The 25,099-nt window shown below is 72.2% G+C and carries 24 protein-coding genes; 4 read left to right on the top strand and 20 right to left on the bottom strand.

The features are described from left to right. Positions 1-37: 37 nt before the first annotated feature. Positions 38-1,651, top strand: coding sequence for an acetyl/propionyl/methylcrotonyl-CoA carboxylase subunit alpha (locus AC162C_RS10435; RefSeq protein WP_484097493.1), 1,614 nt, complete (start codon positions 38-40; stop codon positions 1,649-1,651). On the opposite strand, the gene AC162C_RS10430 is transcribed toward AC162C_RS10435, so the two are convergent. From AC162C_RS10430 to AC162C_RS10415, 4 genes are all read right to left on the bottom strand, one after another. Continuing rightward, positions 1,648-2,031: a phage holin family protein gene (locus AC162C_RS10430; RefSeq protein WP_484097492.1), complete on the bottom strand. Its 384-nt coding sequence runs from the start codon at positions 2,029-2,031 to the stop codon at positions 1,648-1,650. The genes AC162C_RS10435 and AC162C_RS10430 overlap by 4 nt on opposite strands. After that, positions 2,028-2,489, bottom strand: a complete 462-nt coding sequence (locus AC162C_RS10425) for a DUF2269 family protein (protein WP_484097491.1) — start codon at positions 2,487-2,489, stop codon at positions 2,028-2,030. The genes AC162C_RS10430 and AC162C_RS10425 overlap by 4 nt, the downstream gene beginning before the upstream one ends. Positions 2,490-2,609: 120 nt before the next feature. Further along, positions 2,610-2,912, bottom strand: a complete 303-nt coding sequence (locus AC162C_RS10420; protein ID WP_462975565.1) for an SCP2 sterol-binding domain-containing protein — start codon at positions 2,910-2,912, stop codon at positions 2,610-2,612. Between the two features lie 44 nt (positions 2,913-2,956). Beyond that, positions 2,957-4,132, bottom strand: a complete 1,176-nt coding sequence (locus AC162C_RS10415; protein ID WP_484097490.1) for an MFS transporter — start codon at positions 4,130-4,132, stop codon at positions 2,957-2,959. A 101-nt stretch (positions 4,133-4,233) separates the two neighbouring features. Between AC162C_RS10415 and AC162C_RS10410 the strand changes: the two genes are divergently transcribed. From AC162C_RS10410 to AC162C_RS10400, 3 genes are read left to right on the top strand one after another with little or no spacing between them, the layout of a single operon-like run. Then, positions 4,234-5,367, top strand: a complete 1,134-nt coding sequence (locus tag AC162C_RS10410) for an acyl-CoA dehydrogenase family protein (RefSeq protein WP_484097489.1) — start codon at positions 4,234-4,236, stop codon at positions 5,365-5,367. Then, the gene (locus AC162C_RS10405) at positions 5,364-5,900 is read left to right on the top strand and encodes a DUF1775 domain-containing protein (RefSeq protein ID WP_484097488.1); all 537 of its coding nucleotides are present in this window, start codon (positions 5,364-5,366) and stop codon (positions 5,898-5,900) included. The genes AC162C_RS10410 and AC162C_RS10405 overlap by 4 nt, the downstream gene beginning before the upstream one ends. Positions 5,901-5,920: 20 nt before the next feature. Next, positions 5,921-7,237, top strand: coding sequence for an MBL fold metallo-hydrolase (locus tag AC162C_RS10400; RefSeq protein WP_484097487.1), 1,317 nt, complete (start codon positions 5,921-5,923; stop codon positions 7,235-7,237). Between the two features lie 41 nt (positions 7,238-7,278). Here the strand turns inward: AC162C_RS10400 and meaB are convergent, their stop codons facing one another. From meaB to AC162C_RS10320, 16 genes are all read right to left on the bottom strand, one after another. Next, positions 7,279-8,265 carry a methylmalonyl Co-A mutase-associated GTPase MeaB gene (meaB, locus tag AC162C_RS10395; RefSeq protein WP_484097486.1) on the bottom strand — a complete coding sequence of 329 codons (987 nt, stop codon included), beginning with the start codon at positions 8,263-8,265 and terminating at the stop codon, positions 7,279-7,281. A 46-nt stretch (positions 8,266-8,311) separates the two neighbouring features. Continuing rightward, positions 8,312-9,676 carry an MFS transporter gene (locus AC162C_RS10390; RefSeq protein ID WP_484097485.1) on the bottom strand — a complete coding sequence of 455 codons (1,365 nt, stop codon included), beginning with the start codon at positions 9,674-9,676 and terminating at the stop codon, positions 8,312-8,314. 103 nt (positions 9,677-9,779) lie between these two features. Next, complete coding sequence (metH, locus tag AC162C_RS10385) at positions 9,780-13,436, bottom strand: methionine synthase (protein WP_484097484.1); 3,657 nt, start codon at positions 13,434-13,436, stop codon at positions 9,780-9,782. 301 nt (positions 13,437-13,737) lie between these two features. Beyond that, complete coding sequence (atpC, locus tag AC162C_RS10380) at positions 13,738-14,169, bottom strand: ATP synthase F1 subunit epsilon (RefSeq protein WP_484097483.1); 432 nt, start codon at positions 14,167-14,169, stop codon at positions 13,738-13,740. Positions 14,170-14,184: 15 nt separating this feature from the next. After that, positions 14,185-15,600 carry a F0F1 ATP synthase subunit beta gene (gene atpD, locus AC162C_RS10375; RefSeq protein ID WP_484097482.1) on the bottom strand — a complete coding sequence of 472 codons (1,416 nt, stop codon included), beginning with the start codon at positions 15,598-15,600 and terminating at the stop codon, positions 14,185-14,187. Between the two features lie 238 nt (positions 15,601-15,838). Further along, positions 15,839-16,414 carry a hypothetical protein gene (locus AC162C_RS10370; RefSeq protein WP_484097481.1) on the bottom strand — a complete coding sequence of 192 codons (576 nt, stop codon included), beginning with the start codon at positions 16,412-16,414 and terminating at the stop codon, positions 15,839-15,841. Positions 16,415-16,475: 61 nt separating this feature from the next. Then, complete coding sequence (locus AC162C_RS10365; protein WP_484097480.1) at positions 16,476-17,438, bottom strand: vWA domain-containing protein; 963 nt, start codon at positions 17,436-17,438, stop codon at positions 16,476-16,478. A 12-nt stretch (positions 17,439-17,450) separates the two neighbouring features. After that, positions 17,451-18,092, bottom strand: coding sequence for a hypothetical protein (locus AC162C_RS10360; RefSeq protein WP_484097479.1), 642 nt, complete (start codon positions 18,090-18,092; stop codon positions 17,451-17,453). Next, complete coding sequence (locus AC162C_RS10355) at positions 18,089-18,988, bottom strand: vWA domain-containing protein (RefSeq protein WP_484097478.1); 900 nt, start codon at positions 18,986-18,988, stop codon at positions 18,089-18,091. The genes AC162C_RS10360 and AC162C_RS10355 overlap by 4 nt, the downstream gene beginning before the upstream one ends. Continuing rightward, positions 18,985-19,905 (bottom strand): hypothetical protein, encoded by a 921-nt coding sequence (locus AC162C_RS10350; protein ID WP_484097477.1) that lies wholly within the window; start codon positions 19,903-19,905, stop codon positions 18,985-18,987. Before AC162C_RS10350 ends, AC162C_RS10355 begins: the two co-directional genes overlap by 4 nt. Next, positions 19,902-20,825, bottom strand: coding sequence for a DUF58 domain-containing protein (locus AC162C_RS10345; RefSeq protein ID WP_484097476.1), 924 nt, complete (start codon positions 20,823-20,825; stop codon positions 19,902-19,904). Before AC162C_RS10345 ends, AC162C_RS10350 begins: the two co-directional genes overlap by 4 nt. Then, positions 20,822-21,862 carry an AAA family ATPase gene (locus AC162C_RS10340; RefSeq protein WP_484097475.1) on the bottom strand — a complete coding sequence of 347 codons (1,041 nt, stop codon included), beginning with the start codon at positions 21,860-21,862 and terminating at the stop codon, positions 20,822-20,824. The genes AC162C_RS10345 and AC162C_RS10340 overlap by 4 nt, the downstream gene beginning before the upstream one ends. Before the next feature lie 58 nt (positions 21,863-21,920). Further along, complete coding sequence (locus tag AC162C_RS10335; protein ID WP_484097474.1) at positions 21,921-22,415, bottom strand: zf-HC2 domain-containing protein; 495 nt, start codon at positions 22,413-22,415, stop codon at positions 21,921-21,923. Positions 22,416-22,488: 73 nt separating this feature from the next. Then, positions 22,489-22,875: a hypothetical protein gene (locus AC162C_RS10330; RefSeq protein ID WP_484097473.1), complete on the bottom strand. Its 387-nt coding sequence runs from the start codon at positions 22,873-22,875 to the stop codon at positions 22,489-22,491. A 3-nt stretch (positions 22,876-22,878) separates the two neighbouring features. Then, a complete protein-coding gene (locus tag AC162C_RS10325; protein WP_484097472.1) occupies positions 22,879-23,949 on the bottom strand; it encodes an ABC transporter ATP-binding protein in 1,071 nt (356 codons plus the stop codon). Continuing rightward, positions 23,946-24,977, bottom strand: a complete 1,032-nt coding sequence (locus AC162C_RS10320) for an ABC transporter ATP-binding protein (RefSeq protein ID WP_484097471.1) — start codon at positions 24,975-24,977, stop codon at positions 23,946-23,948. The genes AC162C_RS10325 and AC162C_RS10320 overlap by 4 nt, the downstream gene beginning before the upstream one ends. Between the last annotated feature and the right edge of the window lie 122 nt (positions 24,978-25,099).

Below are 25,099 nucleotides of genomic sequence, written 5' to 3'. Positions count from 1 at the left end.
CGCCGATCAACCCGGATCGGCGAGTACGCTGCGCGCCATGCTGCCCGACCGCGTGCTCGTGGCGAACCGCGGCGAGATCGCGCTGCGGGTCTTCCGCACGTGCGCGCGCCTCGGGATCGGGACGGTCGCCGTCGCCGCGCCCGACGACCGCGACTCGCTGCACGCCCGCAGCGCCGACTCGACGATCGAGATCGACTCGTACCTCGATCCCGCCGAGCACGTCCGTGCGGCGCGCGAGTCGGGCGCCGATGCGGTCCATCCGGGGTACGGCTTCCTCGCGGAGAGCGCCGACCTGGCGGAGGCGGTCGAGCGGGCGGGGCTGACCTGGATCGGGCCGCCCTCCGCCGCCCTGCGGCTCGGGGGCGACAAGCTCGAAGCCAAGCGCATCGCCGTCGCCGCGGGCGTCCCGGTGACGCCCTCCGGGTCGCCGGCGGAGGTCGGGCTGCCGCTCCTCGTCAAGGCGGCGGCCGGCGGCGGCGGCCGTGGGATGCGCATCGTCCGCGACCCCGCCGACCTCGACGACGCCCTCGGCGCGGCCCGGCGCGAGGCCGAGGCCGCCTTCGCCGACGGCACCGTGTTCTGCGAGCGCTACCTCGAGCGCCCGCGCCACGTCGAGGTGCAGCTGCTGGCGGACGCGCACGGCGAGGCGATCTCGCTCGGCCAACGGGACTGCTCGGTGCAGCGCCGCCACCAGAAGGTCGTCGAGGAGTCCCCGCCCCCCGGCCTCGACCCGGGCATCGCACGCAGGCTCGACGAGGCCGCGGTCGCGTTCGCTCGCGCGATCGGCTACGTCGGCGCCGGGACCGCCGAGTTCCTCGTCGACGGCGACGAGGCCTCCTTCCTCGAGCTGAACGGTCGCATCCAGGTCGAGCACCCGGTCACCGAGGCCGTGACGGGGCTCGACCTCGTCGAATGGCAGCTCCGGATCGCCGCGGGCCAGTCGGTCCCCGCGGCGCAGGGGCCGCCGACGGGGCACGCGATCGAGGCCCGGCTCTACGCCGAGGACCCGCGGACGTTCCTGCCGCAGGCGGGCCGGATCGAAAGCCTCGCCCTGCCCGCGGGCATCCGGGTGGACGCCGGCGTCGAGGCTGGCGACGAGGTCGGCACACGCTACGACCCGCTGCTCGCGAAGCTCGTCGCCCACGGGGCGACCCGCGAGGACGCGCTCGCTCGGCTGCGCGCAGCGCTCGACCAGACGAGCGTCGTCGGCGTCGTCACGAACCTCCCGTTCCTCCGCTGGCTCGTCGCGCATCCCGCCTTCGCCGCGGGGGCCGTGACGACCGCGTTCCTCACCGAGCACCCCCCGCTCTCCACGATGCCCCTGCGCATGCCGGCGGCGCCCTGGCGGCGGCCGTGGCGGCTCAACCTGCAGCCGCCTCCTCCGGCCGCCCCGCCGGACGCCGACCGGGGCGCGCACGAGCACGCGACCGGCACCGGGGGCACGGTGACGGCGCCGATGCCCGGGACGGTGCTCGCGGTCCACGTCGCGGCGGGGGACGCCGTCGAGCCGCGTCAGCCGCTCGTGACCCTCGAGGCGATGAAGATGGAGCACCCGGTGACCGCGCCCTTCGCCGCTGCGGTGGCACGCGTGGAGGTCTCCGCTGGCGACGGCGTGACGGCGGGGCAGCCGCTGGTCGAGCTCGAGAGCTAGTCCGTGTCGGCGACGAGGTCGATCACGCGACCGACGACGACGTTCACCGCCCAGACGACGATCGTCGCGCCGACGTACGTCCAGAAGCCGTCGATGCGGAAGTCCGGCGCGATCCACTCCGCGAGGGCGAGCATGAGCACGTTGATCGCGAAGTACGAGAGGCCCAGCGTGAAGACGATCAGCGGCAGCGTGAGGATCGCGAGGATCGGCTTGATGATCGCGTTGCCGACCGCCAGCACGGCGGCCCCGAGCAGGAGCGACCCCCAGCGCCCGATCGACACGCCGCCGAACATCCAGTCGACCACGATCAGGCCGAGGATGTTCGTGCCCCAGATGACGAGCGCGCCGATCAGGGCCTTGACGCCGCCTCCGTTGCTCATGTGCCGAGCTTCACGGTCATCATGAAGACGACCACGAGCAGGAGGAGGAGCTCGATCCGCGAGTAGCGGAGGATGTTCCCGATCCTCCGCTGCGCCTCGGGCGACTCCGGCCCGTGGGCATCGATCGCCTTCGCGATGCGCCCGCCCTCGGGGCCGAGGTACAGGACGCCGGTCAGGAACGAGACCAGCCACACCACGAGCCCGATCGAGATGTACGGCTCGCCCCAGTCCCAGTTCCCGTTGAGCACGAGCCCGATCCCGGTGAGGAGCAGCACGAGTGAGGCGGGCGTGAAGAGCCGCATCCCGATGAACTCCGCGTCCCGGGAGAACTCCGCCATCCGCGCCCCGTCCTTCGCGGCGAGGGCGCGCAGCGCGAACGCCTGCATCATGATCCCGCCGCCGATCCACACGATCGCCATCGTGATGTGGAGCCAGAGAAACGTCTCGTACCACGTCATGCCCGGGCGATCCTATCCCGGTCGACGGTCGCCGACAACGGCCGTGAAGCGTTGGCGGCGCTCATCGCCGCTCCGCGCGCGCGGGGCTCCGCGGCGCCGCCGTCCCCGGCGGCGAGGCGGTCAGAACAGCTTCTGCAGCTTGAGCGCGGCGCCCATGTCGCCGGCGATCTTCAGCTTGCCCGTCATGTACGCCGTCGTCGGGTTCGCCTCGCCGCGGGCGATCTTGAGCAGCGTCTCCTCACTGGCGGAGATCGTGCAGTCGGCGTCACCCGCGCCGTCCTCGACGCTCACGGCGCCGTCGGCGACGCGCACCGTCCACTGCCCGGCGCCCTCGATGTCGAAGACGTAGCTGTTGCTCATGCCGGCGGTCTTCGCCGGGTCGACCTTGCTGGGGAGATCGTCGAAGAACTCCTGGACGCTCATCGCTCACACACTCCTGCGGATTGACTGACCGGTCAGTCGGAAGCCTACACCGCCCCGGCGGGCTCGGGCGCGGCCCGCAGGGCCGGCGCGGGCAACAGGAGGCACAGCACGGCGGCGAGGATGGGGGCGATCGCGCACACGGTGAGTGCCGCCTCGAGGTCGATCGCGTCGGCGACGGCGCCGAGCGCGACCGCCGCGAGCCCGCCGAGGCCGATCGCGAGCCCGACGTTGAGCCCCGAGGCCATCGCGACGTGCCGCGGGAGGTAGCTCTGGCTGAGCACCATGACGACGCCGAACGTCCCGACGATGCAGGTCCCGACGAGCATCAGTGCCATCGCGCCCGGGACGCCGCCGACGTGCAGGAACGTGAGCACGAGCGGCGGCAGGGCGAGCGTCGAGCCGAGGAGGGTGCGCCGCAGCCCGAAGCGGTCGGCGATCGGGCCGAACACGAGCGCGCCGGCGACACCGCTCACCAGCATCAGTGCGAGCAGGCGGTTCCCCTCGGCCTTCGTGTGCCCGAGCGAGACCAGCCACAGCGGCACGAAGGTGATCAGCCCGAACCAGGTGAGGCTGCGGAGCAGGATCACGCCGACGAGGAGCGTCATCGCTCCCGGCCGATCCTCGGCGGCCGCCGTCGGCCCGACGACACGCGCGGGGCTGATCGACCGCAGCCGTGGCAGCGCGAGCGAGACGACGACTGCGACCGCGACGACGGGCAGTGCCGCGAGGAGCGTCCCGGAGAGCCCGAGCCAGACGACGAGCGGGGTGAGGACGATCGGGCCGAGCGCGTAGCCCGTGTTGCCGCCGATGTTGAAGTACGACATCCCGCTCGCCCGCCTGCGGCCGCTGGCGTACAGGGCGAACTTCGCACCCTCGGGGTGGTAGGCGGCGATACCGACGCCACCGACGAAGACGGCCGCCAGCACGAGCGGGTAGCTCGGCACGACCCCCGCGAGCCCGAGCCCCGCTGCCGCGAGCACGAGGCCGCTCGGGAGCAGCCACATCGCGCCGTGCCGGTCCGACACCCAGCCGAACGCAGGCTGGACGAGCGACGACGAGAGCGTCGCCGCGAGCATCACCGCCGCCGTCGCCGTGTAGCTGAGGTCGAAGCGCTCGGCGAGGAACGGCAGCAGCGCCGGAACCGCCCCGGACGCGAAGTCGACGGCGCCGTGCCCGCCGGAGAGCACCGCCATCGCCCTCCTGTCGACGGTCTCCCGCACGGCGGCAGCGTAGTCGCAACCCGACGGCGCCGCGCTCGCGGGGAGCTCACGCCCGCGAGACGGTCACCGCCGCGGCGGCCTGGCGTACGATCGGAGGTGACGTGGATCTCGACCTCTCCTCCGAGCACGAGCTGATCCGGGACACGGTTCGGGCCTTCGCGCGTGAGCGCGTCGCACCCGTCGCCGAGGCGCTCGACCGCGAGAGCCGGTTCCCGTACGAGCTCGTCGCCGAGCTCGCCGAGCTCGGCCTGATGGGAATCCCCTTCCCCGAGGAGGTCGGCGGCGTCGGCGGCGACACGCTCTCGTACGCGCTCGCGATCGAGGAGCTGACCCGGGTCGACTCGTCCGTCGCGATCACGGTCGCTGCCCACACGTCGCTCGGCACGATGCCGATCTGGCTCTTCGGCACCGACGAGCAGAAGGCCGAGTGGCTCCCCCCGCTTGCATCGGGGCAGCGCCTCGCCGCCTTCGGCCTCACCGAGCCCGAGGCCGGCTCCGACGCGGGCGCGACGCGGACGAGCGCCGAGCGGGACGGTGAGGACTGGGTCGTCAACGGCTCGAAGATGTTCATCACGAACGCGGGGACGGACATCACCTGGGGTGTGACGATCACCGCGCGCACCGGGCCGGACGAGATCTCCAACCTCGTGATCCCGAACGGCACAGCCGGCTACGAGCTCTCCGCGCCCCTGCACAAGCTCGGCTGGAAGGCGTCCGACACGCGCGCGCTCACGTTCGTCGACTGCCGCGTCCCCGCGGATCACCTGCTCGGCACGCGCGGCGCCGGCTTCCGGCAGTTCCTCGAGATCCTCGACGGCGGGCGGATCTCGGTCGCTGCGATGGGGCTCGGTCTCGCCCAGGGCGCCTACGACCTCGCCTACGCGTACGCGCAGGAGCGGCGCCAGTTCGGCCAGCCGATCGGGAAGTTCCAGGCGGTCGCGTTCCAGCTCGCGGACATGGCGGTGGAGATCGCGGCCGCGCGCCAGCTCGTCTACCGCGCGGCGTGGCTCAAGGATCGAGGGCGTCCGTTCGCCCTCGAGGCCGCGATGGCGAAGCTCTACACCGGCGAGCTGTCCAACCGCGTCGTCAACCGCGCGCTCCAGATCCACGGTGGGTACGGGTACACCGACGAGTTCGCCATCTCGCGGCTGTACCGGGACCAGAAGATCCTCGAGATCGGGGAGGGGACGAACGAGGTGCAGCGGATGGTGATCGCGCGCCACCTCGGCCTGTGAGACGGGCGCTGCTCACCCTGAGCACCGTCGCCGTCGCAGCAGCGCTCGTGCCCCCGGCACTCGCGCACGTCGTCGTGCGCCCCGCGGGCATCGAGTCCGGGACGACGGCGGCCGTGGCGCTCGAGACGCCGAGCGAACGGGAGGACAGCTCCACCACGCGACTCGTGCTCACGGTCCCGGACGGCGTGGAGGTCGTCGCTGCGCGGGCGCCGGCCGGATGGAGCGCGACGCACGACGCCGGGCGCGCGACGTGGACCGGAGGTCGCATCGCCGAGGGTGCGACGGTGGACTTCCCCGTCGAGATCGCCGCGAGCGGGCCCGCCCGCACGGTGACTCTCGACCTCCTCCAGGGCTACGACGACGGCGCCGAGGTCTCCTGGACGCCGTCCCTCGTCGTCCTGCCCGCGGATGCGGCCGCCCCGAACCAGCACCTCGGACGAGCGCTGATCGCGTCGGCGGTCGGGGTCGGTGCCGTCGCCCTCGCCCTCGTCGTGCTCCGACGGGCGCGCCGGCGACCGCCACGCGACGCGTAGCCGGCTGATACCGTCGCATCGTGCTGTTCACGCAGTTCGTGGACGACGATCTCGGGTGCGCCTCATACCTCGTCGGCTGCGAGGCGGCGGGCGAGGCGGTCGCCGTCGACCCGCCGTATGCGATCGAGCCGCTTCTCGCCGAGGCGCGGCGGCGCGAGGTGCGGATCGTGCGCGTGATCGAGACGCACACGCACGCCGACCACCTCTCCGGACACGGGAGACTCGCGCTCGACCACGGCGTCCCGGTATCGATCCACCCGGCGGCAGAGGCCGAGTACCCTCACGACCCGCTCGAGGACGGCGACGAGGTGACGGTCGGGAACGTCACGCTCCGCTGCATCCACACCCCGGGGCACCGGCCGGAGCACTGCTGCCTCGCCGTGATCGACCGCACCCGCGCCGACGAGCCGTGGCTCCTGCTCACGGGGGACTCGCTCTTCGTGGGTGACGCCGCCCGCCCGGACCTCGCCGTCGGCGCGGATGAGGGCGCCGAGGGCCTCTTCCGCTCCCTCGGGCGCCTGCTCGAGCTGCCGGACGGCGTCGAGGTCTATCCGGGACACGTCGCCGGCTCCCTCTGCGGCAAGGGCATGAGCTCGAAGGCGTCGACGACGATCGGCTTCGAGCGCCGGTTCAACCCGATGCTCCGCTTCGACGCCGTCGACGCGTTCGTCGCCGAGTCCTCGGCGATCGAGGCCCCGAAACCGCCGAACCTGGGGCGGATCGTGGCGCTCAACCGGGGCCCGTGGGTCGGGTCGCCTCGTCCGCTCGAGGAGCTCGGGGCGCCCCCCGACGGGACGCAGCTGCTCGACGCCCGCCCGCTCGCCGACTTCCTCGTCGGCCACCGCCCCGGCGCCCTCGGTGTGCCGGTGACCGGGTCGAGCTTCGCGACGAAGGCGGGGTTCGTGCTCGACCCGGAGCGGCCCGTGACCGTGATCGCCTCCTCCCTGGAGGAGGCCGAGCGCGCGGCGCGCGGCCTGCGTTCCGTCGCGTTCCTCGACCTCGCGGGGTTCGTGCTGGGAGGCGGAGACGAGAGCCTGACGGCGGTCTCGCTCGACGAGCTCGAGTCGCTGCTCGCGGCCGGCGACGTCGCGGTGATCGACGTCCGCGAGGCCGACGAGTTCGCCGCGGGGACGATCCCCGGCGCGGTCAACCTGCCCTACAGGCTCCTCCCAACCACCGACGCCGTCCCTCCCGATCGCCCGCTCGTCACCGTGTGCGAGACGGGACCGCGCGCGGCCGTGGCGGCGAGCATTCTCCGTGCGCGGGGCTTCGACGCCCGGCCGGTCGCCGTCGGCGGCGTCAACGACTGGCTCGCGCGCACGCGCGCCGCTGCCTGACCGCCTCCGCGGCGGACGACCCGGCGATCAGCGCAAGGGCCTCAGGGGCCGCCGGCCCCGCGGCCCGGATCACCGCCGAGCACCTCGTCGAGGATCGCCGAGACGACGGTCAACGGGTCCGTCTCGCGTCGCTGCACCTCCTCCACGAGCGCCCCGAGCCGCGGATCGGCGGCGAGCGCCTGCTCGATGCGCTCGCGCGCCCGGGCTGCTGCGACCGAGACGACCTCACCGCGGAGGTTCGCCCGGCGACGCTCGTCGAGACGCCCATCGTCACGGAGCGCATCGCGTCGACGGCCGAGCTCCCCCCACAGCTCGTCGACCCCCTCGGAGCGGAGCGCCTCGGTCAGGAGGATCCTCGGACGCCGCTCCGGATCGGGCTCGAGCGCGATCACCGATCGCACCTCTCCGACCATCGTGCGGGCACCGGGATGGTCCATCTTGTTGACGGCGATCACGTCCGGGATCTCCATGATCCCCGCCTTCAGCGCCTGCACGCTGTCGCCGGAGCCCGGCATCAGCACGAGCAGGACGACGTCGGCGATCCCGATCACCTCGACCTCGCTCTGGCCGGTGCCCACGGTCTCCAGGAAGACGACGTCGCGGCCCGCGGCGTCGAGCAGGAGCAGCGCCTGCAGCGTCGCCTCGGCGAGGCCGCCGAGGTGGCCGCGCGTGCCCATCGAGCGGATGAAGACGCCAGGGTCGAGGAAGTGGTCGGCGAGCCGGATCCGGTCACCGAGCAGCGCGCCCTGTGTGAACGGGCTCGAGGGGTCGACGGAGACCACGCCGACCGTGAGGTCGAGGGCACGCACCCGGCGCACGAGCGCGCCGATCAGCGACGACTTGCCGACACCGGGAGGGCCGGTGACGCCGATCGCGAACGCGTGGCCCGTGCGCGGGTACAGCTCGCGCACGATCTCCTCCGCCTCCGGGTCACGGTTCTCGACGAGGCTGATCGCCCGCGCGAGCGCGCGACGGTCGCCGGCAAGCACACCGGCGACGAGCTCGTCGTGCGTCCAGCGCCTACGCATGGAAGGGAGCCTACTCGTGACGGATCGCGCGGAGGCCCTGGCCCGGTCAGGATCCGCTCGCGCGCCGCCTGCGGATGTACGGCAGCTTCTTCGGGCGCTGCTCCTGCTCGAGGCGCCGCTGCGAGTCGATCTCCGCGATCAGTGACTCGATCCGCTCGATCCCGGTCGGCGGCGCAACGGGGCGCAGCCCGGCCCGGGCCTCCGCCTCCGCACGGACACGGCGGGTCATCGGGAACGCCACGAGCGACGCCACGAGGTAGACACACCCGGCGAGCGCCCACGTCGTCCGGGCGCCGGCGACGTCGGTGAGGACGCCGGCGCCGGCCATCGCCAGCCCGAGCGTGGCGTAGTACGTGCTCATGAGCACGGCGAGCGCCCGCCCGCGCATCCGGTCGGGAGCGCCACGCTGGACGAGGATCTGGTTGCACACGATCGCCGCCCCGTTGCCGGTCGTCGCGATCGCCGCGAGGACCGCGGCGACGGCGATGCTCGGCGACGCCGAGGCGGCCCCGAAGCCGACGCCCATCAGGGCGAGAGCGCCACCGTACACCCGTGTCATCCCGAACCGACCGAGCGCCGGGGCCGAGAAGAAGCTCCCGATCACCAGCCCGACGCCGGTGGCGGCGACGAGGAATCCGAGGCCGACGTTGCCCGCGCCGAGCTCGTCCTTGGCGAACACCACCTCGGCGACGTTGACACCCGCGGTCGCGATCGCCGCGGTGTTCCAGACGAGCAGCACGGTGAGCAGGGCGCGCGAGTGGACGACGAGGCCGAGGCCGTCGCGGACGTCCGTCCAGTGGCCCCGCGACAGCGACTCCTCGGACTGCAGCGCGCGCCGCGGGATCAAGGCGACGAGCACGGCGGAGATCCCGAAGGTGACGGCGTTCACCCAGTAGGCGAGCCCGGGCCCGGATGCGGCGAGCATCGCGCCCGCGGCGACCGGGCCGATCACCCACGCGAGGTGCTCGACGGTCGACAGCATCGAGTTGGCGTCCTCGAGCTCGTCGTCGTCGACGAGGTTCGGGACGCCCGCCCAGACGGCCGGTCGGAAGAACCCGGTCGCGATCCCGTTCACCGCCGCGAGGCCGACGATCGCGATCGGCTCGTCGACGAAGGGCAGTGACGCGAACACGCCGAGACGCACGAGATCGGACGCGATCATCAGCCGGCGCCGCTGGAGACGGTCGACGAGCGGCCCGAGCGCGAGCCCGATCACGACGATCGGCAGGAAGTCGGCGACGAGGAGGGCGGCCAGCCAGCGCCCGGACCCCGTGCGGTCGAAGATGTCGACCGAGAGCGCGAGGGCGGCGAGGTAGGTGCCGACCGCCGACCCGGCCGTCGCGAGGAAGAGCAGCCGGAACGGACTGTGCCGGCGAAGGAGTGTCAGACGGCCGTGCGTGCTCCCGGGCACACGCGGACGCTAGCAGCCGTCTCGGGCGACAACGAAGTGCCCGAACCGGACATGTCCGCGTGGTCGGGCTCCCAGCCCCCTGTCCCCGGTGACGGGACGGGGCTCAGGCGGCGTCCGGCTCGTACGCGAGGTTGGGCCGGAGCCAGCGCTCGGCCTCGTCCACGGCCACGCCGAGCCGGGCGGCGTAGTCCTCGACCTGGTCGCGGGCGATCCGGCCGACGGAGAAGTACCGCGCCTGCGGATGGCCGAGGTAGAGGCCGCTGACGCTCGCCGCGGGCAGCGTCGCGAACGTCTCCGTCAGCGCCATGCCGACCCGCTCCGCGTCGAGCAGCCGGAAGAGCCGCTGCTTCTCCGAGTGATCGGGGCACGCCGGGTATCCGAACGCCGGCCGGATCCCTCGATAGCGCTCCTCGACGAGGTCGTGGGCATCGAGCCGCTCGTCGGTCGCGTACCACTCGCGGCGCGCCCGCTCGTGCAGCCACTCGGCGAACGCCTCTGCGAGACGGTCGGCGAGCGCCTTGACCATGATCGCGTGGTAGTCGTCGTGCTCGGCGAGGTACCGGTCGGCGAGGGCGTCCGCCCCTGATACGCAGACGGCGAAGGCGCCGAGGTGGTCCGTGAGACCCGACGAGGTCGGCGCCACGAAGTCCGCGAGCGAGCGGTTGGGCCGCGAGTCGCCGTGCGCGGACTGCTGGCGCAGCATCGGGAAGCGCACGCCGTCCGCCAACACGAGGTCGTCGCCCTCCGCGTGTGCGGGCCAGAAGCCGTAGACACCACGCGGCGAGAGCAGGCCGTCGCGCTCGATCTCGCCGAGCAGCTCGTTGGCGTGCGCGAAGAGCTCGCGCGCGGCGGCTCCCTTGCCGGGGTCGTCGAGGATCGCCGGGTAGCGTCCTTTGAGCTCCCAGGCGTGGAAGAAGAACGTCCAGTCGACGTACGGGCGCAGCTCGGCGACGGTCGGCGAGATCTCGCGGGCGCCCGTGAACGCCGGGGTGGCGACGTCGTCGGCATGCCACGCGATCCGCGTCGGGTTGGCGCGGGCCTCCGTGATCGTGAGGAGCGCCTTGCGGCGCCGGTCGTCGTGGAGCCCGCGCAGGCGCTCCTGCTCCTCGCGGTTGAGGCGGTCGAGCTCGACGCGGCGATCGACGTCGAGGAGGTCGCCGACCACGCGCACCACCCGGGACGCGTCGAGGACGTGCACGACGGGCTCGGTGTACTCGGGCGCGATCTTGACGGCCGTGTGCTGGCGCGACGTGGTCGCGCCGCCGATCAGCAACGGTAGCGTCATCCCCCGGCGGTCCATCTCGGCCGCCACGTGCACCATCTCGTCGAGGGACGGCGTGATCAGCCCCGAGAGCCCGACCACGTCGGCGCTGCGCTCGATCGCCGTCTCGAGGATCGTGTCGGCCGGGGCCATCACGCCGAGGTCGACGACCTCGTACCCGTTGCATCCGAGCACGACGCCGACGATGTTCTTGCCGATGTCGTGGACGTCGCCCTTGACCGTCGCGAGGACGACCGTGCCGGCGACGCGCGGCGCGCCGTCGCGCTCCGCCTCCATGAACGGCTCGAGGTAGGCGACCGCGCGCTTCATCACCCGGGCGCTCTTCACGACCTGCGGAAGGAAGAGCCTGCCGTCGCCGAAGAGGTCGCCGACGACCGACATCCCGTCCATCAACGGCCCCTCGATCACGTCGAGCGGCCGTGTCGCCTCCTGTCGCGCCTCTTCGACGTCCTGCTCGATGTGGTCGACGATCCCGTGGACGAGCGCGTACTCGAGCCGGTCGGCGACCGGTGCGTCGCGCCACGAGAGGTCGTCCACGCGACGCATCCCCTCGCCCTGGACGGACGCGGCCAGCTCCAGCAGCCGCTCGGTCGCGTCGGGCCGGCGCGCGAGGACGACGTCCTCGACCGCGTCGAGGAGCTCGGGCGGGATGTCGTCGTAGACGGGGAGGCGGCCCGCGTTGACGATCGCCATGTCGAGCCCCGCATGGATCGCGTGGTAGAGGAACGCCGAGTGCATCGCCTCGCGCACGACGTCGTTGCCGCGGAAGGCGAAGGAGAGGTTGGAGACGCCGCCGGAGAGCAGCGCGCCGGGACACCGTTCCCTGAGCAGGGGGAGCGTGTCGACGAATGCCCGCCCGAACAGGTCGTGCTCCTCGATCCCGGTCGCGACGGCGAGGACGTTCGGATCGAGCACGAGGTCCTCCGGGGAGAACCCTGCCTCCTGCGTGAGGAGGTCGTAGGCCCGCCCGATGATCTCGACCTTGCGCTCGACGGTCTCCGCCTGGCCCTGCTCGTCGAAGGCCATCACGACCACACCCGCCCCGAGACGACGCACCTGCAGTGCCCGCTCGAGGAAGACCTGCTCGCCGTCCTTCAGCGACAGCGAGTTGACGATCCCCTTGCCCTGGAGGCACCGCAGTCCCGCGAGCGCGACGTCCCACCGGGAGCTGTCGACCATCACCGGCAGGCGGGCGACCTCCGGCTCCGTGGCGACGAGGTTGAGGAATGTCGTGATCGCGCCGACTCCGTCGAGGAGGTCGGCGTCCATGTTGACGTCGATCAGGTTGGCGCCCCCCCGCACCTGGTCGAGCGCCACGTCGAGCGCGCCCTGCCAGTCGTCCGCCTCCACGAGACGCCGGAACGCCGCGGAGCCGGTGACGTTCGTCCGCTCCCCGACGATCACGAACGTGGAGTCCTCGTCGACGACGTAGGGCTCGAGGCCGCTGAAGCGCGGGCGGGTCGACGGGGGCGGGATGCGGCGCGGTGGGAGCCCGTCCACCGCCGCGACGATGCGCGCCGTGTGCTCCGGCGTCGTGCCGCAACACCCGCCGACGAGGTTGACGAGACCGTCTGCCGCGAACTCGCGGAGCAGGCGGCTCGTCACCTCGGGCGTCTCGTCGTGGAGGCCCATGGCGTTCGGCAGCCCGGCGTTCGGGTAGCAGGCGACCGGAACGGAGGCGATGCGCGCGAGCTCCTCGAGGAACGGCCGCATCTCGGAGGCCCCGAGCGAGCAGTTGACGCCGACGGCGAACGGGCTCGCGTGCTCGACGGAGATCCAGAACGCCTCGGCCGTCTGCCCGGAGAGGTTCCGTCCGCTGCGGTCGATCGCGGTGAAGGAGAGCCAGAGCGGCAGGTCGGGAGCGACGTCGATCGCGGCGGCGATCGCCGCCTTCGCGTTCAGCGTGTCGAAGATCGTCTCGACCAGGAGGAGGTCGACTCCACCTTCCGCGAGCGCGCGGATCTGCTCGGCGTAGGCCTCGGCGACCTCGTCGAAGGTCACCGAGCGGTACGCCGGGTCGTCGACGCGCGGAGACACGGAGAGCGAGACGTTGAGCGGGCCGACGGCGCCCGCGACGAAGCGCGGCCGTTGCGGCGTCGACAGCTCGTCGGCGACGCTCCGCGCGATGCGCGCCCCTTCCAGCGACATCGCGTACGCGTGGTGCTCGAGCCCGTAGTCGGCCTGCCCGATCGACGTCGCCGTGAACGTGTTCGTGGTCGTGACGTCGGCGCCGGCCTCGAAGTACGCGCGGTGGATCTCCCCGATCACGTCCGGCCGCGTGAGGTTCAGGAGGTCGGGGTCACCGCGGACGTCGCGCGGGTGGTCGGCGAAGCGGTCGCCGCGGTACTCCGCCTCCGTCAGCTCGTGGCGGTGGATCAGCACCCCCCACGACCCGTCGAGCACGGCGATGCGCTCCTCGAGGATCGTGCGCAACGCGGTGATCCGCGCCGCCGGGTCGTTCGTGTCTGCCGCGCTCACGTCGTCTCCTGGGCTGACCGGGCCACCGTCCCCCTGCGAGCGATCCCCGCCGCCTGGCGCGGGAGGCTCTTTAGGCGTTTGGTGACCCGGTCGCCAAGCTGCCTGTCAAAGCTCTCCGGGTGCATGCAAGGGTAGCGAAGCGCTCGTCGGAGCGAGCGTTGCTTCAGGAGCGCCGGTCCGGGAGCGGGCTCACCGCAGAGCAGTTCCGGGGGCTGCGGTGGAGGGCGCCACCGCCGACTCGCGATGCGCGGAGCGAGCGACGCATCGTCTCGAGAGAGGAGCCATCGGCTCCCCGACGCCGTCAGCCGGTGGTTCGCCCGGAGACGGCGAGCTGGTTCTCGGCGTGCTTGATGCGCTGCTCGAGCTGCCAGCGGTCGGCGGTCGACTCGCCCGCCTCGACCCGCGCGAGCTCGGCCTTCGCCGCCTCGAGCTGCTCGTGGGCGCGCGCGTCGTCGATCTCCTTCACGTTGACGGCGTCGTCGACGAGCGCGAGCGCCTTGTCGAGCTCGACCTTGAAGAACCCGGGGCCGGTGGCGAACTCGAGGATCTCGTTCCCACCCAGGTGCACACGGGTCGAGCCCGCGCGGAGCGTCGCCACCAGCGGTGCATGACGCGCGAGCACGCCGATCTCCCCGGCCTGGCCGGGGACGATCAGCATCTCCGCGTCACCCTCGAAGACGGAGCCGTCGGGCGTGACGAGCGACACGTCGAACTTCGGGTGGACGTCGGCCACCGCCGCCCTCCCCGGCTACGCCGCGACCTGCTCGAGCTGACGTGCCTTCTCGCGCGCCTCCTCGATCGGGCCGACCATGTAGAAGGCCGCCTCCGGGAGGTCGTCGCACTCGCCGTCGAGGATCGCCGTGAACCCGGCGATCGTGTCCTCGAGCTTGACGTACTTGCCCGGCGTGCCCGTGAACTGCTCGGCGACGAAGTTCGGCTGCGAGAGGAAGCGCTCGATCTTCCGGGCGCGCGACACGACGAGCTTGTCCTCGTCGGTGAGCTCGTCCATTCCCAGGATCGCGATGATGTCCTGCAGGTCCTTGTAGCGCTGGAGCACCTGCTGCACGCTCGTCGCCACGCCGTAGTGCTCGTCGGAGACGACGCCGGGCGTGAGCGCCCGGGAGGTGGAGTCGAGGGGGTCGACCGCCGGGTAGATCCCCTTCTCGACGATCGCCCGGGAGAGGACGGTGGTCGAGTCGAGGTGGGCGAACGTGTTCGCCGGCGCCGGGTCCGTGAGGTCGTCCGCGGGGACGTAGATCGCCTGCACGGACGTCACCGAGCCGGTGCGCGTCGACGTGATGCGCTCCTGCAGCTGCCCCATCTCGGTCGCCAGCGTCGGCTGGTAGCCGACGGCGCTCGGCATGCGCCCGAGCAGCGCCGAGACCTCGGAGCCCGCCTGGACGAAGCGGAAGATGTTGTCGATGAAGAGGAGCACGTCCTGGCCCTCGTCGCGGAAGTACTCGGCCATCGTCAGCCCCGAGAGGCCGACCCGCAGCCGCGCTCCCGGCGGCTCGTTCATCTGCCCGTAGACGAGCGCGACCTTGTCGATCACGCCGGACTCCTCCATCTCGAGCATGAGGTCGTTGCCCTCGCGCGTGCGCTCGCCGACGCCCGCGAACACCGAGACGCCGCCGTGCTGCATCGCGACGTTGTGGATCAGCTCCTGGATCAGGACCGTCTTGCCGACGCCGGCGCCGCCGAAGAGGCCGACCTTGCCGCCCTTGATGTAGGGCGCGATCAGGTCGACGACCTTGAGGCCGGTCTCGAAGATCTCGACGGTGGGCGACAGGTCACGGAAGCTCGGCGGATCGCGGTGGATCGGCCACCGCTCTGCTCCCTCGACGGCCGGCTTCTCGTCGACCGGCTCACCGATGACGTTCCAGATCCGCCCGAGCGTCGGCGCACCGACGGGCACGGAGATCGGCGCGCCCGTGTCGACGACGGCCGCGCCACGCGCGAGCCCGTCCGTCGAGTCCATGGCGACGGCCCGCACGCGGTCGTCCCCGAGGTGCTGCTGCACCTCGGCCACGAGCGTCGTGCCGTTCGGCATCGAGATGTGGATTGCGCTGAGGATCTCGGGCAGCGCGTGCGGGAAGACGGCGTCGAGGACGACGCCCTTGATTTCGATCACGGACCCCGTGCTCGTGCTCGTCTGGTCAGGCATGTGGCTCCTGCATGCGGATCGCTGTCGGTGACGGGCGCAGAGCTACGCGGGCCCCGCGCCGCGGCCGCAGTCTACCGAAGGTCGCCCGCAGGGACGGGAGGGAACCACCTGCTGTCCGGCCCCGTCTCGTCCGCGCCTCGACACGCTCGGCGTGATCGAGCCGTCAGGTGTCCGAGGTGACGAACGTCGGGTGGACGATCATGTCCTCGATCGCTCCGGCCGTCGCCCGCCGGGCCGCTCAGCCGACCTGCGGGAGCGGGGTCGCGGCGATCGGCGCCCAGTAGTCGACGAGCCAGCGGAGCTTGTCCCCGTTGCCGACCGCGCGGAGACCGATGTAGAACGCCTGTGGCTCTGCGTCGGAGCCCTTCCCGGGAACGAGCGCGACCTGGAGGACGACGCGCCGCTCCGTCGACTCGTCGACGGCGAACGACGCCCCCTCGAGGCTGTCCGTCGGGTAGTAGACGATGGGGATGTTCCCGGTCAGCCACTCCTCGTACGTGCAGTCGCAGTCGCGCTTCATGGACGGGTGCGCGAGCTGCCACGCCTTCTTCAGGTCCTCGCGCCCGGCCCCGGCGAGGATGAACTCACCGGCGACCTTGCGCGCCTCAGAGGGCACCGGGAGCGGCTTCGGCGCCTCCGGCGTGAACGACGCTCCGTCGGGCAACTCCTGGGCCTGGGTCTCGGAGGCCTGTGTCCCGGCGTCGTCGGAGCTGCCGAGCCTCACCGTGATGAAGGCGATCACACCGGCGACGAGCACGAGGGCGGACACCCACATGAAGGCGCGGACGACTGCGGACGAGCCGGGCTTGCTCACGTCGGTAAGGGTAGACGACGGCCCGGCACCGTATGTTGCGGCCCCTTTAACCCAGCCGGCGTCATCGGTTGCGACGGACGAGCAGGAAGAGGAGCGGCACGAAGGCGATCGCCGCGAGCGGCGGTGCGAGCTCGACCGACCGCAGCTCTCGCCCCTGCACCTCTGCGGGGCCCCCGCCCGTGAGCCGCTTCACGGCGCCCGCGAGCTCCCGGACCTCCCCCTCCGCGAACAGCAGGCCCCCGACCGCTCCCGCGGCGCGACGGATCGTGCCGGGGGCGGTCGGGTCCGGCTTGTAGCTCTGCTCCGGCGCGCCGTCCGGCCCGAAGAGCGCCTCGTCGGGACGCCACACGTGCACGAACATGGCCGACACGCGTCCGTCCTCGAGCCGTTGCCGGAGCGTCGCGAGATCGACGGGGATCGTCTCCCCGTCGGTGAAGACGACGGCGACTCGTCGAGCCGTGGACTGCCGATAGAAGGCGAGACGACCGAGCTCCCCGAGCGCGAGCAGGGCCGTCGCCCGACGGGCACGACGGTCGGGCGGAGGCCGCTCGATGTCGATCGCCCGGTCGGCGACGGCCGCGAACGCGTTCTCCCCCAGCGTCGGGAACAGATGAGGCAGGACGCGGTCGGTGACCGACGCCAGCCCGACACGGATCTCCGGCATCGCGACCCGCAGCTCCTTCGCCATCACCCGGGCCCGCTCGAGGCGGGTCGCCTCCGACGGCGCACGCCGGGCCTGCATCGACCGCGTGATGTCGAGCACGACGATCACCTCGACGCCCTCCCGACCCTTCTTCTCCGCGAGCCGCGACACCACCGGCTGCGCCGCCGCCAGTGCGAGCAGCACGGAGACGGCGACGACCGGCACGACGTCGAGCAGGATCCGCGACCGCGGCGCCGGCTCGAGCCCGAGACGCGCGCACAGCTCCTCCGCGCGCCGCGCTGCGCGCACCCGCATCCACACGACGACGACGCCGACGAGGCCGACGAGGGCCGCCATCGGGGTCAACAACGAGACGCGCACGACCCGCGCGCCCTAGAGGCCGCCGCCCGACGTCGAGGCACCGGAGCCCGAGTCGGGGTTCGGCGAGCGGGCGTCGCCGCCTTCGCCCTGCGCGGCGCCGGCGCGACGCAGCAGCTTCAGGCTGAGCTCGAGGTCGTAGATCGCATCGGCGTTCGCAGGGTCGAGCGTCGTCGCCTGCTTGAACAGGTCGATCGCCCTCCGGGCGAACACCTCCCGCTGCACCGGCGAGTTCCGCGCCTCCTCGAGCAGCAGGGCGCCGCGGAGGACGAGCAGCTGCGCGCGTCGCACGGGGTCGTCCGTCTCGTCCGCGACGCGCGCCACCTCGCGCTCCGCTCCGCTGCGGGTCGTCACGTCGTCGAACTTGAGGATCGGCGCGCGCGGCTTGCTCGCCCAGAACTGCTGCACCGCACGCCGGTACTCGAGGTCGTCGCCCACCCCGAGCAGCGACCTCGAGACGGCCGCCGGGAAGAGCGTCTCGGGAGCCCACGTCCGAGTGGTGTCGGTTCCCGTGACGTACGCGGCATCCGAGCGATCGATCTCGTCCTCCCAGCGCAGGAGATCGGCTGCGAGCATCGTGAGGGCGACGGACCCGACGAGCAGCACGCCCACGACGACACCGCCGATCGCGGACCGCAGGCGACCGGAGACGGTCATCGGGCGACTCTCCAGTCCAGACGTCCGAGCAGCCGCTCCGAGGCCGCGAGCACGAGGAGGAGCGCTGCGATCGCGATCACGAGGGCCGTGGGGAAGGCGCCGACGAGCGACTGACGCTCCTCGACGTCCGTGTTGCCCAGGAGCTCGGCGCGCTCGACGAGGGTCTCCTCCCCGGCGATTCGCACGAACAGCGAGCGGTCGTCGGGCTGTGGGAACAACGGGATCACCCGGAGCGTGATCCCCTCGCGCTGGTACGTCGTGATCTCCTCGACGAGCTGCGAGGTGTCGAAGCCCGAGTTGTCGAGATCGCTGAGGAGCGTGACGGAGAGCCGCCGGTCACCGTCGCGCTCGATCATGCGGCGGGCCTCGGCGAGTCCGGTCGAGATGCGCGTTCCGCCCCGGAATGTCTGCGACCACGGGCTGTTCAGGGACGTGGCGGTCGGCCGCTGCCCGCTCGGCCGTCCCGGGAACCCGGAGCGCCGGCCGTCGGGCTCCGGCGTCGCCCGGGGCGCGAAGAACGGCAGGAGCGGACGGAGCTCCTCGCTTCGCGTGTCGGGAGGCAGCATCTCGTAGGCGGTGTCGGAGAACACGACCAGCCCCACGCGCCCCTCGGTCTCCGAGAGCGTCTTCAGCACGCGATGGGCGCGTTGCGCCTTCTGCTGGTCGACGCTCGTCGAGAGGTCGAGCACGACGACGCCGCCGCTGCCGGTCGCGAAGTAGCTCGTCGGCAGCGGCTCGAGGCCGCGAGAGAGCACGACGACGACCGCAAGCAGGCCCAGCGCGGCCAGCGCGAGCCCCACCCGGAGCGCCGTCGTGCGGTGCCGTGCGGCGTCCAGCTCGCCCGGGACGGAGGTCGGGATCGCCTTCGACCGCAGCCTCTCCGGTGCCGGGATCACGCAGTGCCTCCGCCGTCGAGGGCCACAGTCGAGCGCCTCGAGAGATCGTCGACGTCGTCGGCAGTCGATCCTGCCGCACTCCACGCGAGGACGCTCGCGTCCGCCGCGAGCTGGTGGAGGCCGACTGCCTCGAGCTCGCGCGACACGCGCTCCAGCGCGCGACGCCGCGTCCCGGTGTCGCCGTTCACGGACGCCGCACGCGCGGTGTCGAACGCACGCTCGAGCGGTGAGCGCATCGAGGCCGCAGGGCCCTCCTGCTCGAGCTCGTCCCTCCCGGGACGCCACAGTCGCCATGCCAGCCAGGCCGCCAAGGCCGCGACGAGGAGCGCGGCGACGAGCAGCACGGCGGCGGCGGCGAGCGGCGAGGCGCGGTAGCCGGGCTCTGCGAGCGTGGCGCTGTTCGCCCGCCAGCGGATGTCGCTCACCGCCGTGTCGGGCACGCGGCCCGTGACCCGGATCGGCGACCAGTCGAGCACCTCGACGGCGACTCCCTGACTTCCCCGGAACCGGTACAGGACGCGGCCGAGCGGGAACTCGATCGTGTCCGTGCCCGCCGTCGGGTCGCACCCCTCCCGCACGCAGCGGAGGGGGTACGTGAACCGGATGCGCGAGGTCGCCCCCGCATCGCTCCGCTCGACCGTCTCCGTGCCGTCGAGCTCGTACGGGGCGAAGTCGGTGTCGACGCGCACGCTCGCCGGATCGACCGATCGGTTGTCGACGACGACGTCGACGTGCGCGACGACCGGGTCGCCGAACGTGTGCGCATCGGGGACGACCGTCCCGGTCGCCGTCACCGCCTCTGCGGGCGGCCCCCCGACGCCGGTGTCGTCGTCCCCCGCGAGCCAGAGCATTCCCACCGCGACGCCCGCGACGATCGCGAGCACGACCTGCGGCAGGAGGATGGCTGCGCGTCTCATACGGCGTGGCTCCATGTCGCCTGGCGCTCTACCGACCACGAGAGGAACGCGTCGAAGACGTGCTCGACACCGTCCGACGAGAGCAGCACGGGCTCGATCCCGAGCGAGCGGACGTCGCCGAGCAGCCGGTCACGGCGCTCCTCGTGCTCGGCCCGCAGCCTCGACGACTCCCCGTCCAGGAGGCGCACGAGCCGTAGCTTCCCGTCCACCCCCGCGAGCGGGAGCACGACACCGTCGACGGATGGGAAGCTCTGCTCCCAGATCGGATCCTGCACGACGACGGGCACGACGTCCCAACCACGGTCGACGGCGGCCTCCCAGGCGTCCACCGGCGGTGGGTCGAGGAAGTCCGAGATCACGAAGACGAAGCTCGCGGACGGGACGGCCCGTCGGTGCGCCGAGAGGAACTCGAGCGCCACGGCGGCACCCGGCGGCTCGCGCCCGGGCTCGTGGCCCAGGGCGTAGTCGACGAGGGCATGGGAGCCGCCTCGGCTGCCGGGCGGTGACCACCCGACGACGCCGGGCTCGCGCCCGTACTCCAGGAAGCCGGCCAGGCCGCGTGCCTCCGCGACCGAGTCCGTGATCAGGCGCGCCGCGATCCCCGCCGCGCTCTCCTTGCGCAGCCACGGAAGCTCGGGCGGGCAGAGCGTCATCTCCGGGCGCACGTCGGTCACGACGACGACACGGGGGGCCTCGTCGGCGAAGTGCTCGCGCACCACGAACTCGTCGGAGTCGCGGGCGGAGGAGAGACGACCGGACGCGGCCCAGTCGATCCGATCCGGGTCGTCCCCGGGAACGTAGGCCCGCGACCCGGCGACGTCCGTCCCCGTACCGCGGCGGGCACCGCGCATCGAGCCGAAGGCGAGCCCGACGAGCCGCCGCCGGGGGACGAGGGGAAAGGTGAGGCTGCCGTAGCTCACGGCGACGCGGCCTCGAGCTCCCCGTCGCCGCCGTCCTCGGGCCCGTCCCCGAGCACGGGCGGCGGCGCCAGCTCGAAGCACTCGCTGCGGAACGATGCGAGCGCGGAGGCCATGCCGTACTGGCGGGCCTCTGCGAGCTTCGCCGGCGTGAACACGACGCGATGCCCGAGCACCGGCACGAAGAGGCGCTCGATGTCCGCCGGCACCACGTAGTCGCGCTCGTGGAGGAGCGCCCACGCGCGCGCGGCGCGCTCGAGCGCCAGGCTCCCGCGCACGGACGCGCCCACCGCCGTCGACCCGGCGATCCTCGTCGCGTGGACGAGCTCGACGATCCACCGGGCGAGCAGCGCGTCGATGTACACGTCGGCGACGGCCTGCTGCAGGAACGCGACGTCGTCGACGTCGACGACCGGCTGGAGGGAGGCGAGCGGGTGCTCGACCCGCTGGTCGTCGATCACCCGGAGCTCCTCGTCGACCGACGGGTAGCCGAGGGAGGTCTTCAGGAAGAACCGGTCGAGCTGTGCCTCCGGGAGGGGGAACGTGCCCTCGTACTCGATCGGGTTCTCCGTCGCGAGCAGCAGGAACGGGCGAGGGAGCGCGCGCGTGACCCCGTCGACCGTGACCTGACGCTCGGCCATCCCCTCGAGCAGCGCGGCCTGCGTCTTCGGCATCGCGCGGTTGATCTCGTCCACGAGCACGACGTTCGCGAAGATCGGGCCCTGCCGGAACTCGAAGTCGCGACTGCGCTGGTCGTAGACCGTGAGGCCGATCACGTCGCTCGGCTGCAGGTCCGGGGCGCACTGGACGCGCGAGCCGATCGACCCGGCGATCGACCCGGAGATCGCGCGGGCGAGGACCGTCTTCGCCGTCCCCGGCACGTCCTCGAACAGCACGTGGCCGCCGCAGGCGAGGGCCGCGAGCACGAGCGTGATCTCGTCCCGCTTGCCGTGGACGACGGTCTCGACGTTGGCGAGCAGGCGGTCACCGACGACGGCCGCCCGAGCGAGGTCGGTCTGAGGGCTCGGCACGGCTTCCACGCCGGTCAGTGTAGACCCCGCCTCGCGCCCCACCCGCGCGTCCTCCGCGCCGCTGGCGCTACCCGGGCACGGCCGGCAGGGCCGGCTTCGCCTCGCCGAGGGGATCGGATCCCGATCCCGGGAGCACGGGGATATCGCCGTTCCGGACGGCGTCACCACGGAGGGCGCGCAGGCTGTCGGTCGCGAGCTCGTCGGAGAGCGACGCAGCCAGCAGCGCTTCCTCGCCCGTGTGGTCGATGACCGGGCCGCCCGACAGCACGACGGAGCCGACGCCCACGGCGACGAGCGCGATCGACGCGGCCTGCACCGCGACGCGGAGTCGCAGCGGGCGCCGTCGGCGGGGCAGGGTCACGACTCGGTGGTTCTCCTCGAACGGCGCCTGCCGCAGCGACGTGGTGATCCACGCGACCTCGGCCTCGAACGCCGCACACGAGGCGCACTGTCCAACGTGCGCCTGCACGAGGGACTGCTGGAGCTGGGGCAGCTCGCAGTCCTGGGAGCGCGAGATCAGCTCGCGGGCACGATCGCACGAGTCACGATGACGGGCCGTCACACGAGTTGAGACGCCCGATCACCGTCGGAGTTAGCCGACGCCGCGCCGACCGGCGACCGGCGACCGGCGGCGCCTAGACGAATCCGACGCGGGAGTCGGCGAGGATGCCGAGCGCGATCAACGCCAGGCCGATCGCGAGGAAGAGCCACGCCGTCCCGAGCGCGTCCGCCCGCTCCTCACTCGTCGCGCGCCGGACGCCCCTGGAGGAGACGCCGATGCCGAACAGGCCACCGACCGCGTCGCGCTCCTCATCGTCCCGGGACGAGCGCGGCCGCAGCGGGCCGCGGACACCAGCGAAGAAGCCGAGGACGATCAGGAAGCAGCCGACGACGTAGAAGCCGGTCGCGAGCGCGCGATCGAGCCCGGATCCGAGGAGCGCCCCGACGGCCAGCGACACGACGGCCGTGAGGCCTGCGAGGACACCGACGAGCGTGACGATCCTCTTCGCGGCGTCACGCACGGCTCATCCGGGCCGTTGGCTCATCTCCTTGCGGGACATCGGCCACCTCTCGAGGGGATAGTGGCAGGCGACGACGTGTCGGCGCCCGACCTCGCGGAGCGGCGGTGCGTCGACGTCGCAGCGCCCCTCGTGGAACCGGGGGCAGCGGGGGTGGAAGTTGCACGCCTCGGGCGGATTGATCGGGTTCGGCACGTCTCCCTCGAGGACGATCGGCTGCCTGGTGCGACCGACGTCCGGGTTCGCGACCGGGACGGCACTGAGGAGCGCACCCGTGTACGGGTGCTTCGGGTTGGCGTAGAGCTCGTCCCGCTCCGCCAGCTCGGCCGCCTTGCCGAGGTACATCACCATCACGCGATCGGAGATGTGGCGCACGACGTTGAGGTCGTGGGCGATGAAGACGTACGTGAGGCCGAACTCCTGCTGGAGGTCCTTGAGGAGGTTGAGGATCTGGGCCTGCACCGACACGTCGAGCGCGGAGACCGGCTCGTCGAGGAAGATGAGCTTCGGGTTCACGGCGAGCGCGCGGGCGACGCCGATGCGCTGCCGCTGCCCGCCGGAGAACTCGTGCGGGAAGCGGTTGTAGTGCTCGGGGTTGAGACCGACGACCTCGAGCAGCTCCTGCACCCGCCGCTTGCGGTCGGTGTTGGTCCCGATGTCGTGGAGCTCGAGGGCCTCGCCGATGATGAAACCGACGCGCTTGCGCGCGTTGAGCGACGCGTACGGATCCTGGAAGACCATCATCATGTTGCGGCGGAGCGGTCGCATCTGCTTGCGCGAGAGCCCGGTGATGTCCTTTCCCTGGAGGACGATCCGCCCGCTCGTCGGCTCCAGGAGCTTGAGGATGCAGCGCACGAGCGTCGACTTCCCACACCCCGACTCGCCGACGATCCCCAGCGTCTCGCCCTCGTGCAGGGCGAAGGAGACGCCGTCGACCGCCTTCACCGCCGCGATCTGCTTCTGGAAGACGATGCCGCGGGTGACCGGGAAGTGCTTCGTCAGGTTCTCGACGACGAGGAGCTCGTCGCCGGTCGTCTCGATCCCGAGCTCCGCGCTCGCCTGGTCGGCGGTCGTCACGGCGACGCACCCGCCTCGTAGATCGCTCCCAGCAGCTGGCTCGCCTCTCGCTGCTTGACCGCCGTGTCGAGGAAGCAGGCGTCCTCGTGCCCCGGGTCGCCGGGCACCGGCTCCGACGCCGGCACTTTCTCGTGGCAGGTCGCCATCGCGTACGGGCAGCGCGGGTGGAAGCGGCAGCCGGCCGGGGGCCGCAGCAGCGACGGGGGCTGCCCCGGAATCTGGACGAGGCGGTCGACGTTCACGTCGAGCCGGGGCAGGGAGCCCATCAGGCCCCAGGTGTACGGGTGTCGGGGCTGCTTGAAGATCGACGCGACCGACCCGCGCTCGACGATCCTCGCCGAGTACATGACGATCACGTCGTCGGCCGTCTCCGCGACGACGCCGAGGTCGTGGGTGATCATGATGATCGCCGACCCGAACTCCCGCTGGAGGTCCTTCAGCAGCTGGATGATCTGCGCCTGCGTCGTCACGTCCAGTGCCGTTGTCGGCTCGTCGGCGATCACGATGTCCGGGTTGTTGATGAGCGCCATTGCGATCATCACGCGCTGGCGCATCCCGCCCGAGAACTGGTGTGGATAGTCGTCGATGCGCCGATCGGCGCGCGGGATCCCGACGGCCTCGAGCATCTCGAGGGCACGGGCGCGGGCGTCCTTCCGGGAGACGTCCTTGTGCAACAGCACCGACTCGGCGAGCTGGCGGCCGATCGTGTGCACGGGGTTGAGCGACGTCATCGGGTCCTGGAAGATCATCGCGATCTCGGCGCCGCGGATCTCGCGCATCCGGCGGCTGCCGGCCGTGAGGAGGTTCTCTCCCTTGTAGAGCACCTCGCCCGACGAGGACGAGAGCTTGGGGTCGTTCAGCCGCATTACCGTGAGGCAGGTGACGCTCTTCCCGCAGCCCGACTCGCCGACGATGCCGAGCACCTGGCCGGGCTCGACGGTGAAGCTGACGCCGTCGACGGCGTGGACGACGCCGTCGTCGGTGTGGAACTGCGTCCGCAGGTCGCGGACATCGAGGAGGGGGGCCACCGTCGTCGTCCTCAGGTGAGGCGGATCCTCGGGTCGATCCAGGCGTAGATGAGGTCGACGAAGAGGGTGAAGACGATGATCGCGATCGCGCCGAAGAGGACGACGCCTTGGAGGACGGGGAG

The organism is Gaiella sp. (assembly GCF_057140465.1).
Note: the sequence above shows the minus strand (reverse complement) of the source record. Positions and strands in the feature narration are given on the sequence as shown.

Bases quoted from the DNA above. Each gene is read 5' to 3' on its own strand.
- AC162C_RS10360 (WP_484097479.1), bottom strand. From the start codon at position 18,092: ATGACCGTCTCCGGTCGCCTGCGGTCCGCGATCGGCGGTGTCGTCGTG.
- meaB (WP_484097486.1), bottom strand. From the start codon at position 8,265: ATGCGTAGGCGCTGGACGCACGACGAGCTCGTCGCCGGTGTGCTTGCC.
- AC162C_RS10420 (WP_462975565.1), bottom strand. From the start codon at position 2,912: ATGAGCGTCCAGGAGTTCTTCGACGATCTCCCCAGCAAGGTCGACCCG.
- AC162C_RS10350 (WP_484097477.1), bottom strand. From the start codon at position 19,905: ATGAGACGCGCAGCCATCCTCCTGCCGCAGGTCGTGCTCGCGATCGTC.
- AC162C_RS10425 (WP_484097491.1), bottom strand. From the start codon at position 2,489: ATGACGTGGTACGAGACGTTTCTCTGGCTCCACATCACGATGGCGATC.
- AC162C_RS10430 (WP_484097492.1), bottom strand. From the start codon at position 2,031: ATGAGCAACGGAGGCGGCGTCAAGGCCCTGATCGGCGCGCTCGTCATC.
- atpD (WP_484097482.1), bottom strand. From the start codon at position 15,600: ATGCCTGACCAGACGAGCACGAGCACGGGGTCCGTGATCGAAATCAAG.
- AC162C_RS10435 (WP_484097493.1), top strand. From the start codon at position 38: ATGCTGCCCGACCGCGTGCTCGTGGCGAACCGCGGCGAGATCGCGCTG.